Annotated in this window: 12 protein-coding genes; 10 read left to right on the top strand and 2 right to left on the bottom strand. The window is 66.2% G+C overall.

Translation table 11 applies throughout. The annotated features are described in order from the left end of the window. Window positions 1–115: 115 nt before the first annotated feature. Together CEY09_RS04495 and CEY09_RS04490 are read right to left on the bottom strand one after the other, a co-directional pair. Window positions 116–1,687, bottom strand: a complete 1,572-nt coding sequence (locus tag CEY09_RS04495) for an ABC transporter substrate-binding protein (RefSeq protein WP_006226426.1) — start codon at window positions 1,685–1,687, stop codon at window positions 116–118. Between the two features lie 183 nt (window positions 1,688–1,870). Then, window positions 1,871–2,377 carry a MarR family winged helix-turn-helix transcriptional regulator gene (locus CEY09_RS04490; protein WP_006226425.1) on the bottom strand — a complete coding sequence of 169 codons (507 nt, stop codon included), beginning with the start codon at window positions 2,375–2,377 and terminating at the stop codon, window positions 1,871–1,873. Between the two features lie 368 nt (window positions 2,378–2,745). On the opposite strand from CEY09_RS04490, the gene CEY09_RS04485 reads away from it, so the two are divergent. The 10 genes from CEY09_RS04485 to CEY09_RS04440 are packed head-to-tail and all read left to right on the top strand — an operon-like array spanning window position 2,746 to window position 15,009. Further along, complete coding sequence (locus CEY09_RS04485; RefSeq protein WP_088587735.1) at window positions 2,746–4,974, top strand: indolepyruvate ferredoxin oxidoreductase subunit alpha; 2,229 nt, start codon at window positions 2,746–2,748, stop codon at window positions 4,972–4,974. Between the two features lie 13 nt (window positions 4,975–4,987). Next, a complete protein-coding gene (locus tag CEY09_RS04480; RefSeq protein WP_088588043.1) occupies window positions 4,988–6,532 on the top strand; it encodes an indolepyruvate oxidoreductase subunit beta family protein in 1,545 nt (514 codons plus the stop codon). 26 nt (window positions 6,533–6,558) lie between these two features. Next, window positions 6,559–7,536, top strand: a complete 978-nt coding sequence (locus CEY09_RS04475; protein WP_006226422.1) for a PDR/VanB family oxidoreductase — start codon at window positions 6,559–6,561, stop codon at window positions 7,534–7,536. A 29-nt stretch (window positions 7,537–7,565) separates the two neighbouring features. After that, window positions 7,566–8,885: an aromatic ring-hydroxylating dioxygenase subunit alpha gene (locus CEY09_RS04470; protein ID WP_006226421.1), complete on the top strand. Its 1,320-nt coding sequence runs from the start codon at window positions 7,566–7,568 to the stop codon at window positions 8,883–8,885. Then, a complete protein-coding gene (locus CEY09_RS04465; RefSeq protein ID WP_088587734.1) occupies window positions 8,882–9,373 on the top strand; it encodes an aromatic-ring-hydroxylating dioxygenase subunit beta in 492 nt (163 codons plus the stop codon). Before CEY09_RS04470 ends, CEY09_RS04465 begins: the two co-directional genes overlap by 4 nt. Window positions 9,374–9,382: 9 nt before the next feature. Beyond that, a complete protein-coding gene (locus CEY09_RS04460) occupies window positions 9,383–11,017 on the top strand; it encodes an AMP-binding protein (RefSeq protein WP_088587733.1) in 1,635 nt (544 codons plus the stop codon). Continuing rightward, window positions 11,014–12,183 (top strand): thiolase family protein, encoded by a 1,170-nt coding sequence (locus tag CEY09_RS04455; protein ID WP_088587732.1) that lies wholly within the window; start codon window positions 11,014–11,016, stop codon window positions 12,181–12,183. Before CEY09_RS04460 ends, CEY09_RS04455 begins: the two co-directional genes overlap by 4 nt. Beyond that, entirely contained in the window at window positions 12,180–13,421 is a 1,242-nt protein-coding gene (locus CEY09_RS04450) for an SDR family NAD(P)-dependent oxidoreductase (protein WP_088587731.1), read from the top strand. The genes CEY09_RS04455 and CEY09_RS04450 overlap by 4 nt, the downstream gene beginning before the upstream one ends. A gap of 41 nt (window positions 13,422–13,462) precedes the next feature. Further along, window positions 13,463–14,248, top strand: a complete 786-nt coding sequence (locus tag CEY09_RS04445; protein WP_006226416.1) for a cyclase family protein — start codon at window positions 13,463–13,465, stop codon at window positions 14,246–14,248. A 32-nt stretch (window positions 14,249–14,280) separates the two neighbouring features. Further along, complete coding sequence (locus tag CEY09_RS04440) at window positions 14,281–15,009, top strand: SDR family NAD(P)-dependent oxidoreductase (protein ID WP_088587730.1); 729 nt, start codon at window positions 14,281–14,283, stop codon at window positions 15,007–15,009. The last annotated feature ends 158 nt before the right edge of the window (window positions 15,010–15,167 follow it).

The raw sequence follows: 15,167 nt of genomic DNA, 5'->3' as shown, positions 1-15,167 counted from the left end.
TCAGCGTGCGTGCTGCCTCCCAAGGGGGCGTATTTTCCTTGGGACCGCTCGGCGGAAAAGAAGAAAACAAAACGGCGGGGGTCGGGTAGACCCCACGCCGTCCGGTTAATCAGGGTCAGTCAACCTTGACCCAATCCGCAACGAGGCGATTGTCGGCACGGTGGATGACCGTGACGTTCTTGCGCATCGCCCAGGGGATGACCTGGTCATGCAGCGGGATGTGGCCGAAGTCCTTGGCGTGCCCTTGCAGCACGGTGATGATGTCGGCGTCGCGCTTGGCGGGGTCGGTTTCGGTCTTGATGCGATCGATGATCACGTCAAGTTCCTTGTTGCTGTAGCCGCCCAGGTTGTACATGCCGTCAGCGCCTTCGCCCTTGGTGCGAATCAGGTTCTGCAGGGAATACATGGCGTCGAACGTGGGCACGCCCCAGCCGAACAGGAAGGCGCTGGTGTCGAACGACTGGACCTTGGGGAAGTACGTGGAACGCGGCATGGCGTTCATCGTGGCCTTCACGCCGACCTTGGCCCACATGCCGACCACGGCCTGGCAGATGGCTTCGTCGTTGATGTAGCGGTTGTTCGGGCAGTCCAGCGTGAAGTTCAAGGTGCCGTCGTAGCCGGCTTCCTTCAACAGCGCGCGGGACTTCTCGGGATCGTAGGGCACGCGCTTGTGCACGGATTCCGCCCAGCCATGTACCTGCGGCGCAATCATCGTGCCGGTGGGCGCGGACAGGCCGCGCATCACGGCGCGCTTGATGGCGTCCACGTCGATGGCGCGATACAGCGCTTCACGCACGCGGATGTCCTGGAACGGGTTCTTGCCCTTGATGTTCGAGTACTGCAGTTCCGGACGCTTCTGATCCAGGCCCAGGTAGATGGTGCGGTATTCGTTACCTTCCACGACCTTCTGCGCCTGGCGGATGCGCTCCAGATCCTGGGCCGCCGGGTCCAGCACGAAGTCGATTTCGCCGGACAGCAGCGCGGCGGTGCGCGTGGCGTTCTGCTTGATCGGCGTGAACACCACCTCGGTCACGTTGCCGACCTTGCCGGCCTTGTTCCACCAGTCCTTGTTTTCTTCAAAGACCGTGCGCACGTCCACTTCCCGCGACTTCAGCTTGTAGGGGCCGGTGCCGTTGGTATTGCGCGCGCCGTAGGTCTCTTCCTTGTTGACGTAGTCCTGCGGCTTGGCGATGTTGTTCTTTTCCGACCAGGCCTTGTTCATGATGAACACGTTGGTCAGCTGGCGCAGCAGCACGGGGTTGGGCGCCGACGTTTCGATTTCGATCGTCAGGTCGTCAATCTTGCGCGCTTCCTTGATGCCGGTCGTGTAGGCCTTGTAGTTGGACGTCGGGGCCATGGCGCGGTGGATCGAGAAGACCGCGTCGTCCGCCGTGAAAGCGGCGCCGTCATGGAACTTCACGCCCGGGCGCAGCTTGAAGCGGTACAGGGTCGGCGACAACTGCTCCCACTCCGTCGCCAGGCGCGGCACCACCTTGAACGTCTTGTCGTAGTCCACCAGCGGTTCGTAGATGTAGCTGTTGGCGGCGATCGTCATGCCTTCGTTCTGGGAGTGCGGATCGAAGGTGAGGATGTCGCCCTGGGCGGCCCAGCGGAAGGACTTGGCCTGCCCGATCGAGGGCACAGCCACGGCGGCGGCGATCGCGATAGCAATCAAGGTGCGGCGCATAGGGGTTAACTCCTGACATTAGTCTGAATACCGGCGCGAGTGTGCCTATGCGCCAGACCCCCGTCAATTCAGGGTTTATGCGTACCGGAGACCCTTTTCACAGAGAGAGAACAATTGGGGACACATATGCTTGTAACAAAATAATTGAAGCGAACAGCGTTCGAGTGCGCGCCTGCAACAGGCTTACTCGTCCGCGTCGATCGGCAGCTCCAGCGGCACGTGTTCCGTCATCAGCACGCCCAGCATCTCGATCAGCAACGCGGCGCGTTCTTCGCCGAAGGGCGCCAGCACCGCTTTCTGATGCTGAAGCGCCTGCTCGCAGAGAGATGCGATCAGATGGGTGCCCTTGTTCGTGATGCAGACCCGCGTCTGGCGCCGGTCGGCGCGGACGCCGGTGCGCGCCACCAGCCCTTCGGCCTCCATGCGCTGCACCACCTTGCTGAGCGTCGGCTGCTTGGTGATGGCCAGCACCGCCAGCGTGCCGATGGTTTCGCCCGGGCTGCCTTCCAGGCTGGCCAGCACGCGCCATTCGGTGACCGACAACCCGGCCGCCTTCACCTGCAAATGGAATTCGGCCGAAATGCGCTGGCTGGCCTGCGCCAGCAGATAGGCCAGGTAGCCGTCGACGAAACGGGGCCCCGCCGCGCCCCGACCTGTCAGAAGCGTGTCCCGCTGCTTGTCCAACCGCATGTTGCTTTGCTCCCACGCATCGGAATTCATGTTTGGCCGACGGCCGAAAAGCGCATTGCACCACGACGGCGCAAACATGCGCCATGATGAGCCGCAATGCTGTTGCGCAGCACAGGGTATACCCGGAATCGCAACCCGTTTTTGCACCATGCCGGCGCGGAAATACTGCCCTCGACCTAGAGAACAACCAGTATATACACCCTTGTTTTAGCGTGATATTTTTTAATTTCCATGAAATTTCATCTTTTTTGTTGACAGCTAAAACGTTGACTCCTAAAGTATTTTTCAGATGAAGTTTTCGTGGCATGACGATGCTGCACGGCAGCAAGGCTTGAGGACCGGCAATCCGGCCCGCGAAGGAGTTCGAGATGGCTGAAAGGTCTTTCAAGAAAGAAGTCCAGCAGTTGCGCATCGGCGAAGGCGAAGAGTTTCGCGGCGAGGGCATCCTTGCCGTGACCAAAGGCCTGCTGCAATCCGGCGTGGGCTATGTGGCCGGCTACCAGGGTTCGCCCATCTCGCACCTGATGGACGTGCTGGCCGACGCCAACGACATCCTGCAAGAGCTGGGCGTGCATTTCGAGGCCAGCGCCTCGGAAGCCACCGCCGCCGCCACGCTTGCTGCCTCGGTCATGTACCCGATCCGCGGCGCCGTCACCTGGAAATCTACCGTAGGCACCAACGTCGCCTCCGACGCGCTGGCCAACCTGGCCTCTGGCGGGGTCACGGGCGGCGCGTTGGTCATCGTGGGCGAAGACTACGGCGAAGGCTCGTCCATCATGCAGGAACGCTCGCACGCGTTCGCCATGAAGTCGCAGATCTGGCTGCTGGATCCGCGCCCCAACCTGGAAAGCATGGTCAAGGCGGTGGAAGACGGCTTTGAACTGTCGGAAGCCAGCAAGACGCCCGTGATGCTGCAACTGCGCATCCGCGGCTGCCACGTGCATGGCCGCTTCATCGCCAAGGAAAACAAGCGGCCCGCCTTTTCGCTGGCCGAAGCACTGGAAAGCCCGGCGCGCGATACCAGCCGCATCGTGCTGCCGCCCGCCTCGTTCCTGCACGAGCAGGAAAAAATCAAAGAGCGCTGGCCCGCCGCCATCCGCTACATCAAGGAACACAAGCTCAACGAGCACTTCGACGGCGACCAGAAAGACATCGGCCTGATCCTGCAAGGCGGGCTGTACAACGGCGTCATCCGTTCGCTGCAATTGCTGGGCCTGGCCGACAACTTCGGCAATAGCCGCATTCCGCTGTACGTCATGAACGTGACCTATCCGGTCATCGAAGACGAGGTCATCGATTTCTGCCGCGACAAACGCGCCGTGCTGCTGCTGGAAGAAGGCCAGCCTGACTACATCGAGCAGAACCTGCATGCCGTGCTGCGCCGCGCCGGCATCGACACCCACCTGTCCGGCAAGGACGTGCTGCCCATGGCGGGCGAGTACACGACGCAAGTCATGCGCGACGGCGTGCGCGAATTCCTGAAACGCCACCGCCCGGAATCGTTGCAGACCCATCCGGCCGTGGCGGTTGATGCGCAAGCCGAGGCCCGCCAGCTGGAAATCACCGAAGTCTCGCGCCCGAAACCGGCCAAGCCCGTCGCCGTAGAGCAGCCCATCACCTTCCACAAGCAGGTGGAAGGCCTGGCGTCCGTCGTGCCGCCACGGCCCGCCGGCTTCTGTACGGGCTGCCCCGAACGCCCCATCTTTTCCGCGCTGACGCTGGCGCAGGAAACGCTGGGGCAGCACCATATTTCCTGTGACATCGGTTGCCACCTGTTCTCCATCCTGCCGCCCTTCAACCTGGGCGCCACCACGATGGGCTACGGCCTGGGCGCGTCCAGCGCGGCGGCCTTCAACGTGCCGGCCGCCAAGCGCCCGATCTCCATCATGGGCGACGGCGGCTTCTGGCATAACGGCCTGTCCTCGGGCATCGGCAACGCGGTGTTCAACAAGTACGACGGCGTCATCGTCATCGTCGACAACTTCTACGCCTCGGCGACCGGCGGGCAGGACATCCTGTCGTCGCGCGCCGAGAACCCCGACCGTTCCACCAACAACCCCATCGACCATGCCGTGCGCGGCGTGGGCGTGAAATGGGTGCGCACGCTGGACCGCACGTATGACGTCGCACGCGTGCGCGCCACGATCGAAGAGGCGCTGACCACCGATATCAAGGGTCCCAAGGTCATCATCGCGCAGTCCGAATGCATGCTGAACAAGCAGCGCCGCATCAAGCCGCTGTTCAACAAGGCGGTCAAGGAAGGCAAGCGGGTGGTGAAGGAACGCTTCGGCGTGGACCCCGACGTCTGCACCGGCGACCACGCCTGCATCCGCCTGTCGGGCTGCCCGTCGCTGTCGGTGAAAGACAGCGGCGACCCCTTGAAGGAAGACCCGGTGGCGCACGTGGAAAGCAGCTGCGTCGGCTGCGGCAACTGCGGCGAAGTCGCCCATGCCGCGGTGCTGTGCCCTTCTTTCTACCGCGCCGACATCGTGCACAACCCGACGGGCGGCGACCGCTTCCTGGCCCGGGTGCGCGGTGCCGTCATCGGTTTCCTGCAACGCCGCCGCGCGGCGCGCCTGGCCCAATACGCCCTGTAAGGACGACAGCTTCATGAACCCGGTGGCACTGCAACAAGGCAACCCGATCAAGATCGCCATCCTGGCCATGGGCGGCCAGGGCGGCGGCGTATTGGCCGACTGGATCGTCGACATGGCCGAGCACGCCGGCTGGTGGGCGCAGACAACCTCGGTGCCGGGCGTGGCCCAACGCACTGGCGCCACGATCTACTACCTGGAATTGCTGCCCGAAGCCGATGTGCAGCGCGCCGGCCGGCCGCCGGCCCTGGCGCTGATGCCCACCCCGGGCGACGTGGACCTGGTGGTGGCCGCTGAACTGATGGAAGGCGGCCGCGCCATCCAGCGCGGCCTGGTCACCCCGGAACGCACGGTGTTGCTGTCGTCGTCACACCGCAGCTACGCCGTCAGCGAAAAATCCGCGCCGGGCAACGGCATCGCCGATCCCAACAAGGTACTGGAGGCCGGCCGCGCCGCCGCCAAGCGCTTCCTGTGCTTCGACCTGCAAGACCTGGCCGACCGCGCCGGCAGCGTCATCAGCGCCAGCCTGTTCGGCGCGGTGGCCGGCAGCGGCGCCCTGCCCTTTTCCCGCGAAGACTTCGAGGCCACCGTGCGCCGCGCGGGCCTGGGCGTGGAAGCCAGCCTGCGCGCCTTCGCGCTGGGCTTTGACGCCGCTCGCGAGGCCCCGGCCCAGCCGGCCGCCATCGACCTGACGCGCCCGGTGCCCGCCGTGCCCGAGCGCGCCGCCAGCCCCAAGACCCAGGCCTTGCTGGACACCATCAAGCGCGACTTCCCCGCCTGTGCGCAGCCCATGCTGGCGGCCGGCGTGCGCCGCCAGCTGGAATTCCAGGACGCCGCCTACGCCGCCGACTACCTGCGCCGCATGAAGACGCTGCGCGATCTGGACGCCCAACACGGCGGTGAGGCCCAACAGTGGGCGCTGACCTGTGCCGCGGCCCGCTACGTGGCCACGGCCATGGCCTACGACGACGTGATCCGCGTCGCCGACCTGAAGACGCGCGGCTCGCGCTTTGACCGCGTGCGCCAGGAAGTGGGCGCGCGCCCGGAACAGCTGGTCTTGACGACCGACTACATGCACCCGCGGCTTGAAGAGATCTGCGGGACCCTGCCCGTACGGATGGGGCGCTGGCTGGAAGGCTCCAAGGCCTTCGGCGGCTTTGTCGAACGCCGCCTGGGCAAGGGCCGGTTGATGCAAAGCAGCACGCTGGGCGGCTTCCTGATGCTGTATTCGCTGGCCGGCATGCGGCGCTTTCGCCGCAGCACGCTGCGCCACCAGATCGAATCCGCCGGCCTGGAACAGTGGCTGGACCTGATCGCGCGCCTGGCGCCGCAGGACTACGCCCTGGCCGTCGAAACCGTCAATTGCCGCCGCCTGGTCAAGGGCTATAGCGACACGCATGTGCGCGGCGGCGGCAAGTACCGCCAACTGATCGCCGCGGCGGCGCAACTGGTGGGCCGCCCCGATGCCGCCGACACCTTGCGCGCCCTGCGCGACACCGCGCTGGCCAACGAGAAGTGCGGCCCCATGGAACGCCAGCTGGCCGACAAGCTGGCCGCCTGACAAGAACACTGAAAGAGACAACCGCCGTGCAGACACTCAAACTGATCGTCCGGGAAGTCCGGCAAGAGTCGCCGCTGATCCGATCCTTCCGCCTGGCGCGCGAGGACGCCGGCCCGCTGCCCGCCTTCGGGCCGGGCGCGCACCTGAAGGTGACGGTGCCGGGCCTGCGCGACCCGCGCTGCTATTCGCTGGTGCAATTGGCGCCCCAGGCCGGGCAATTCGCCCAGCCTGTGGAATACCGGCTGGGTGTGCGGCTGGAAGAATCCAGCCAGGGCGGATCCCGCCACATGCATGGGCTTGCCGAAGGTGACGTACTGACGGTCGAAGGCCCGAAGAACGATTTTCCGCTGCATGAATCGCCTGCGGGCGACGAGCCCGTGGTGCTGATCGCGGGCGGCATCGGCATCACGCCGGTGGCATCCATGGCCGCCGCGCTGAAAGCCGCCGGCCGCGACTTCCATCTGCATTACTGCGGACGCAGCAAGGACCAATTGGCCTTCCTGCCCGAACTTGCCGCCTTGGCGGGCGACGCCCTGACCGTGCATGCCGACGACGACCCCTCATGCCGCTTCGACCTGCAAGCGTTGCTGGCCGCGGCCTCGCCGAAGCAGCATCTGTACGTCTGCGGCCCCAAAGGGCTGATCGACGCCGTCATCCACGAGGCCCGCGCGCGCCACTGGCCCGATGCCCACATCCATTTCGAACTGTTCGTCACGGCCGCCCCGCAGGCCGGCGACCAGCCATTCGAGGTTGAGCTGCGCCAATCGGGCCGCACGCTGACCATCCCCGCCGACAAGACCATCGTCGACGTCATGGAAGAAGAAGGCTGCGATCCAATGTTTGACTGCAAGCGCGGCGAGTGCGGCGTCTGCCAGGCCACGGTGCTGGAAGGCGAACCCGACCACCGCGACTACTACCTCTCGGATACCGAGAAAGCAAGCGGCAAGATCATCCAGATCTGCATCTCGCGCGCGAAGTCGGCGCGCCTGGTGCTGGACCTCTAAGGCCGCCGGGCTCACGACAAGGAAGCGACATGGCCAAATACCGCGATAACCCCGACGCCATCCGCGCCCTGTTGCGCGATACCGAAGTCCACAAGGACCTGTTCATCGACCAGGAACTGTTCGACCTCGAGATGGAGCGGCTATACGCCAACACCTGGGTCTACGTCGGCCACGACAGCCAGGTGCCCAATCCGGGCGACTACATCACCACCACCGTGGGCAACCAGCCCGTGGTGATGGTCCGCCACAGCGACAAGAGCGTGCGCGTGCTGCACAACCGCTGCCCGCACAAGGGCACGATGGTGGCGGGCGATGCCTGCGGCAACACCGGCAAGTTCTTCCGCTGCCCGTATCACGCCTGGACCTTCAAGACGGACGGCAGCCTGCTGTCGATCCCGCTGAAGAAGGGCTACGAGAACACCGGGCTGGAGAACTGCGAAGCCAGCCAGGGCATGGCGGCCGTCAAGGACGTGAAGAACCATCGCGGCTTCGTCTTCTGCCGCCTGAATCCAGAAGGCCAGTCCTTCGAGGACTTCTTCGGCGAATCACTGTCCACGCTGGACAACATGGTCGACCGTTCGCCCGAAGGCCGGCTGGAAGTGGCAGGTGGCGTGCTGCGCTACATGCACCGCTGCAACTGGAAGATGCTGGTCGACAACCAGACCGACACCTGCCACCCCATGGTGGCGCACGAATCGTCGGCCGGCACGGCCGTGAAGGTCTGGGAACAGGCGCCGGAAGGCACGCCCAAACCGATGGCGGTGGAACTGTTCGCGCCCTTCATCTCGCCTTACGAGTTCTTTGAGAACATGGGCATCCGCGTGTGGGAAAACGGGCACGGCCACACGGGCGTGTCGGACTCCATCCACGCGTCCTACTCGGGCGTGCCCGGCTATTGGGACGCGATGGTCGCCGCCTATGGCGAGGAGCGCGCCAAGCAGATCCTGGGCGACGTGCGTCACAACACCGTGTACTTCCCCAACATCATGGTGAAGGGCCCCATCCAGACGCTGCGAGTATTCAAGCCCATCGCGGCGGACCGCACGCTGGTCGAATCGTGGACCTTCCGCCTGGTAGGCGCTCCCGACCTGCTGCTGGAACGCACGCTCATGTACAACCGGCTGATCAATGCGCCCACCTCGGTTGTTGGCCACGACGACCTGGAAATGTACGAACGCGCGCAAGACGGCCTGAATTCCCGCGCGCGCGACTGGGTGAACGTGGGCCGGCTGTACACGCCCGACGAAATCGACCAGAAGAACGTCACCACCAATGGCACCAATGAATGGCAGATGCGCAACCAGTACCGCGCATGGGGCCGCTACATGACCGGACCGGAGTCGGTATGAGCGCAAGCGACCGCGAGTTGATCGATTTTGTCTACGCCGAGGCGCGCCTGCTGGACGAGCTGCGCTTCGAGGACTGGTTGGACCTGTACACCGAAGACGGCTACTACTGGATGCCGCTGGCGCACGGTCAGACGGACCCGAAGCTGCACGCCTCGCTGATGTACGAAGACAAGCTGCTGCTGCGCGTGCGCGTGGAACGGCTGGCCGGCCAGCGCACGTTTTCGCAGCAGCCGAAAAGCCGTTGCCACCACCTGCTGCAGGCGCCCACGGTCGAACACGGCCATCCCGACTCGGCGCCCGACGAAGGCCACCACGTCGTGCGCACCGCCTTCCACTATGTCGAAACCCGCCAGGACGCCCAGACGCTCTACGCCGGCTGGACCACGCACCATCTGGTGGAGCAGGACGGCGCCTTGCGTATCCGCCTGAAGCGCGTTGACCTCGTCAACTGCGACGCCGCGTTCGGCAACATCCAATTGTTCATGTAGGAGCGGCTTGTGAACACGACCGTCCACCAGGCTTTCCGCGACACCGCGTCGCGCCACGGCGCCCAGCCCTTCCTGTGCATCCTGCCGGAAACCGCAGCCGCCTATGGCATCGAAGCCGGCGAACTGGCCTACGCCCGCGCCGCCGACGCCATCGAGACGCTGCGCGCCGCTTATGCCCGCGCCGGCTATGGCCACGGCCACCGCGCCGGCCTGCTGCTGGAGAACCGCCCGTCGTTTTTCCTGCACTGGTTCGCGTTGAATGCGCTGGGCGTATCGGTCGTGCCGATCAACCCCGACCTGCGCGCGGCCGAACTGGAATACCTGACCGGCCACTCCGAGATCGCGCTGGCCGTCGCCTTGCCGGAACGGCACGCCGACCTGCTGGCGGCCGCCGCACGCGCCGGCCGCCCCTTGCGCGTGATGGGTCCGGACGACGCGCCGCCCGCCGCGCCCTTTGCCGCCCCGCTGGGCGACACCGCCCCGACCGAACTGAGCGAATGCGCGTTGCTGTACACGTCCGGCACCACCGGCCGCCCCAAGGGCTGCATCCTGCCGAACCGCTACTTCCTGCACGCGGGCGGCTGGTACGCCCGCATCGGCGGACTGGCCGCCTTGCGCCCCGGCCAGGAGCGCATGCTGACCCCGCTGCCGCTGGTCCACATGAACGCGATGGCCTATTCGGCCATGGCCATGATGTTGACGGGCGGCTGCCTGATCCCGCTGGACCGCTTCCATCCCAAGACCTGGTGGGACAGCGTGCGGGATTCCGGCGCCACCGTGCTGCATTACCTGGGCGTCATGCCCGCCATCCTGATGAAGGCGCCGCCGTCCGACGGCGACCTGCAACCCGCCATCCGCTTCGGCTTCGGGGCGGGCGTGGACCGCAAGCTGCACGCCCCGTTTGAGGCCCGCTTCGGCTTTCCGCTGCTGGAAGCCTGGGCCATGACCGAAACCGGCGCCGGCGCCGTCATCATCGCCAACCAGGAGCCGCGCCACATCGGCACCAGCAGCTTCGGCCGCGAGGAAGACGACGTGCAAGTGCGCATCGTGACCGACGCCGGCCAGCCGGCCGCCACCGGGGAACACGGCGAACTGCTGGTGCGCCATGCGGGCGACGACCCGCGCTACGGTTTCTTCGCGGGCTACCTCAAGGACGAGGCCGCCACCGCCGAAGCCTGGCAGGACGGCTGGTTCCATACGGGCGACATCGTCCGCCGCGAGGACGACGGCGCGCTGCGTTTCGTCGACCGGAAGAAGAACGTGATCCGCCGCAGCGGCGAGAACATCTCGGCCGTGGAAGTCGAAAGCGTGCTGATGCAGCACCCGCTGGTCAAGTCCGTGGCGGTGGCCGCCGTGCCCGACGCCGTGCGTGGCGACGAAGTGCTGGCCTGCGTCGTGCCGGAATCGCTGCCCGGAGGCGACGCAGGCATCTCGGATGCCGCACGCAGCATCGTGCAGTGGTGCCTGGAACAGCTGGCGTACTACAAGGCGCCTGGCTACGTCGCCTTCGTGGACAGCCTGCCGCTCACCACCACCAACAAGATCCAGCGCGGCGAGATGAAGGCGCTGGCGCCCACCTTGCCCGGCACGGCGCGCTGCGTCGACACGACCGGCATGAAGAAGCGCCAGGAGGCGCCCCGATGAGCCGCCTGGGCTATGACGGCATCGTGGCGGCCCTGCCGGTCACGATCCCGTACGAACGCTATTCCACGCATGCCGCCCACTGGTGGCTGGGGCGCGCACTGGGCGCGCTGATCCGGCAGTCCGGCGTGGCCAAGGCGGACGTAGACGGCCTGTGCGTGTCCAGTTTCACGCTGGCGCCCGATACCGCCGTAGGCCTGGTCCAGCATCTGGGCATGAGCCCGCGCTGGCTGGACCACATCCCGATGGGCGGCGCCAGCGGCGTTGCGGCCTTGCGCCGCGCAGCCCGAGCCGTACAGGCCGGCGACGCGAACATCGTGGCCTGCATCGCGGGCGACACCAACCATGTGGATTCCTTCCGCAACACCGTCAGCCAGTTCTCGCGCTTTGCGCAGGACGCCGTGTACCCCTACGGCGCCGGCGGCCCCAACGCCAGCTTCGCGCTGCTGACCACGAACTACATGCGCACGACCGGCGCCACGCGCGAAGACTTCGGCAAGCTGTGCGTGGCGCAGCGCGACAACGCACTGCGCTATCCGCACGCGCTGATGAAAAAGCCGCTGACGCTGGCCCAATACCTGGACGCCCGAGTCATCACCAACCCGATCCATCTGTTCGATTGCGTGATGCCCTGCGCGGGCGCCGATGCGTTTCTTGTCATGCGCGAGGCCCAGGCGCGCACGCTGAACCTGCCGTACGCCCGCATCCTGTCCACCATCGAACGCCACAACGCCTGGATCGACGATCCCATCCAGACGCGCGGCGGCTGGACCATGGACATCGACGAGCTCTACAGCCAGGCCGGCGCCGTGCCCGCCGACATGGACTTCCTGCAAGCCTATGACGACTACCCGGTCATCAACCTGATGCAGATCGAAGACCTGGGCTTCTGCGCAAAAGGCGCCGCCCCCGCCTTCATCCGCGACAACACCTTCACCGTGGACGGCAGCTTCCCGTTCAACACCAACGGCGGCCAGCTGTCCGTGGGCCAGGCAGGCGCCGCGGGCGGCTATCTGGGCATGGTCGAGGCGTTGCGCCAGCTGACCGGCACGGCCGGCGGCACGCAGGTGGCCAATGCCCGCATCGGCATGGTCAGCGGCTTCGGCATGATCAATTACGACCGCGGGCTGTGCACCGCCGCGGCCATTCTGGCCAGGAGCGACGCATGACCGAGCCGCTAGCCAAACCGCCCCGGAAGAACCCGGTTGCGCGTACCCGCCAGCCCACGCTGCCGCCCGGCTGGCGCAGTCGCAGCGCATTGGGGCTGACCGCGGCCGCCGCCGAGGGCCGTTTCGACCTGCAAACCTGCGCCGACTGCGGCGCGGTGCAATATCCGCCCCGCGAAGTCTGCGGCCACTGCCTGTCCGAGCACCTGCCCTGGCGCCCGGCCGACCCCAACGGCGTGCTGCTGGTCAGCACCACCTTGCACCACAGCAACGACCTCTATTTCCGCGAACGCCTGCCATGGCGCGTGGGCACCGTGCGCATGGACGCCGGCCCCTCGGTCGTGGCCCACGTCCACCAGGATTGCGCCGACGGCGACCGCGTGCGGCTGGCGCTGAAGCTGGATCGCAGCGGCCAGGCCGTGATGATCGCCCTGCCAGAAAGGAACACCCCGAACATGGAAGACGACAAGACGCTGCGCGAGACCTCGTGCGACCCGAAGTTCCGCCGGGCCCTGGTCACGGACGGCAAGTCCGCCGTGGGCCAGGCCGTGGCGCGCGCCCTGCTCGATGCGGGCTGCCCCACCGTGTTCCTGGGCGATCCGCAGGCCTGGAAGCGCGACGACGCCTTCGACGCCCTGGCCGCCGACCCGCGCGTGCAAACCGTCGTGATGGACGTCACCGACACGGATTCCGTCGAACGCGTGGCCGCCTCCATCGGCGGCAAGGTCGAGATCCTGGTGAACACGGCCGATCTGGAACGTGAAGGCGGCCTGCTGGGCCGCAAGGACGTGAACACCGCGCGCGACGCCATGGATGTGAACGTGCTGGGCCTGATGCGACTGGCGCAGTGCTTCGGCCCGGCCTTGTGCGGCCGCGCTGCCGACGGCGTGAACAGCGCCACCGCCTGGGTCAACGTACTGTCCATCTACGCGCACATGAACCTGCCCGCGCGCGGCATGTGGTCGGCATCCAAGGCAGCCGCGCTGTCCTTGGCGCAATGCCTGCGCGCCGAGATGCGTGGCGCGGGCGTGCGGGTGGTGAACGTGTTCCCCGGTCCGGTGGACCACGAATGGGAGCAGCGCACGCCTCCTCCGCGCGTAGCCCCCGCCGCCATCGCGGCCGCTATCGTGCGCGCACTGAAGGACGGCGTCGAAGACGTCTACGTTGGCGACGTGGCGCAGGAATTCCGCGCCCGGCTGGCCGAAAACCCCAAGGGACTGGAACGGGAACTGGGCGCCTGACGGCCCGCCCCGACAACGCACGAACCAAGAGGAGCAACAGCATGAGCCAGAACATTCTTGCCCAATTCATGTCGGAACTCGTGTCGGGCCGCATCGGCCTGGTGGACCTGACCGAGACCCTGACGCCGGAATTCCCCACCATCGTGCTGCCGCCGGAGTTCGGCCAGGCCTGGCCTTTCCGCATGGAGGAGATCTCGCGCTATGACGAGCGCGGCCCGGCCTGGTACTGGAACAACTTCTCGTGCTCGGAACACACGGGCACCCACTTCGATGCGCCGGCCCACTGGGTCACGGGCAAGGACCAGCCCGACAACACGGTGGACACGATCCCCATCGAGTCCTTCATCGCCAGTGCCTGCGTCATCGACTGTTCCGCCGAAGCGCGCGACAACCCCGACTTCCTCCTGACCATCGATTTCGTAAAGGCCTGGGAAGAAAAGCACGGCCGCATCCCGGCACGCTCGTGGGTGCTGATGCGCACCGACTGGTCCAAGCGCGCCAAGCCCGCCGAATACCTGAACATGCAGGCGGACGGCGCGCACTCGCCCGGCCCCGACGCGGACGTCGTGCCGTGGCTGATCAAGGAACGCGACGTGCACGGCTTCGGCACCGAATCCGTGGGCACCGACGCCGGCCAGGCACATCACCTGAATCCGCCCTACCCCTGCCACTACTACATGCACGGCAACAACCGCTACGGCCTGCAATGCCTGACGAACCTGGATCAGCTGCCGCCCACCGGCGCGGTGATCTTTTCGGCCCCGCTGAAGATCCGCAGCGGCTCGGGCAGCCCGCTGCGCGTGCTGGCGCTGGCGCCCAAGGCCTGACCGGCCGCGGCCACAACCAACAAAGGGAATCCATGACACAAGCGAATGTTGCCCTCGTCACCGGCGGCAGCGCCGGCATCGGGGCGGAGATCTGCCGCAGCATGCTGGACGCGGGCTATGAAGTGATTTCGATGGCGCGCCGCGCGGCCGACTTCAGCCATCCTCGCCTGCACAACATGCAGGTGGACCTGCTGGACGCCGACGCCACTGCCCAGGCCGGGCGGGAAGCCGCCGCCAAGTTCCCCATCAGCCACGTTATCCACAACGCCGGCGTCATCTGGCCCAACCTGCTGCCGCAGGTCACGCAGGAAGAACTGCACGGCCTGACCCAGATCCACCTGGGCGCGGCGATTGCCCTGGTGCAGGCGGCATTGCCCGGCATGCAGGAACGCAAGTTCGGCCGCATCGTGATGATGTCCTCGCGCGGCGCGCTGGGCCTGCCCACGCGCACCGCCTATTCGGCCACCAAGGCCGGCATGGTCGGCATGGCGCGCACCTGGTCGCTGGAACTGGCGCCCTACGGCATCACAGTCAACGTCGTGGCGCCCGGCCCCATCCAGACAGACATGTTCTACGAAGTGATCGAGCCCGGCAGCGAACGCGAAAAGCAATTGGCCAACGGCATCCCCGTCAAGCGCCTGGGCCGTTCGGACGACGTGGCGCGCGCGGTGATGTTCTTCGCGGACCCCGCCAACAGCTTCGTCACCGGACAGACGCTGTTCGTCTGCGGCGGCGCCAGCGTCAGCTCCATCACCATCTGAGCCCGCATTTCAAGCGCCCGTTCGGGTTTTGACGGATAGGTAAGCACGGGGACCGGGTCTACAGTGCTGAGCCTTGCCCTATAGAAAGTTTAAGCAACAAGTAATTCCCGCAGTTCCCCGTTTTCTCCGTTTTCAAGTCGCACGCCCATTGCTCCCTA

The organism is Achromobacter marplatensis, assembly GCF_002209535.1.
In the GTDB taxonomy this organism is placed as follows: domain Bacteria; phylum Pseudomonadota; class Gammaproteobacteria; order Burkholderiales; family Burkholderiaceae_B; genus Achromobacter; species Achromobacter marplatensis.
This window is presented reverse-complemented; position numbering and strand designations above follow the sequence as displayed.

What these genes read in the sequence shown, in the direction of transcription:
- CEY09_RS04495 (WP_006226426.1), bottom strand. Translation starts at nt 1,687, where the DNA reads ATGCGCCGCACCTTGATTGCTATCGCGATCGCCGCCGCCGTGGCTGTG.
- CEY09_RS04490 (WP_006226425.1), bottom strand. Translation starts at nt 2,377, where the DNA reads ATGCGGTTGGACAAGCAGCGGGACACGCTTCTGACAGGTCGGGGCGCG.
- CEY09_RS04485 (WP_088587735.1), top strand. Translation starts at nt 2,746, where the DNA reads ATGGCTGAAAGGTCTTTCAAGAAAGAAGTCCAGCAGTTGCGCATCGGC.
- CEY09_RS04480 (WP_088588043.1), top strand. Translation starts at nt 4,988, where the DNA reads ATGAACCCGGTGGCACTGCAACAAGGCAACCCGATCAAGATCGCCATC.
- CEY09_RS04470 (WP_006226421.1), top strand. Translation starts at nt 7,566, where the DNA reads ATGGCCAAATACCGCGATAACCCCGACGCCATCCGCGCCCTGTTGCGC.
- CEY09_RS04465 (WP_088587734.1), top strand. Translation starts at nt 8,882, where the DNA reads ATGAGCGCAAGCGACCGCGAGTTGATCGATTTTGTCTACGCCGAGGCG.
- CEY09_RS04455 (WP_088587732.1), top strand. Translation starts at nt 11,014, where the DNA reads ATGAGCCGCCTGGGCTATGACGGCATCGTGGCGGCCCTGCCGGTCACG.
- CEY09_RS04450 (WP_088587731.1), top strand. Translation starts at nt 12,180, where the DNA reads ATGACCGAGCCGCTAGCCAAACCGCCCCGGAAGAACCCGGTTGCGCGT.
- CEY09_RS04445 (WP_006226416.1), top strand. Translation starts at nt 13,463, where the DNA reads ATGAGCCAGAACATTCTTGCCCAATTCATGTCGGAACTCGTGTCGGGC.
- CEY09_RS04440 (WP_088587730.1), top strand. Translation starts at nt 14,281, where the DNA reads ATGACACAAGCGAATGTTGCCCTCGTCACCGGCGGCAGCGCCGGCATC.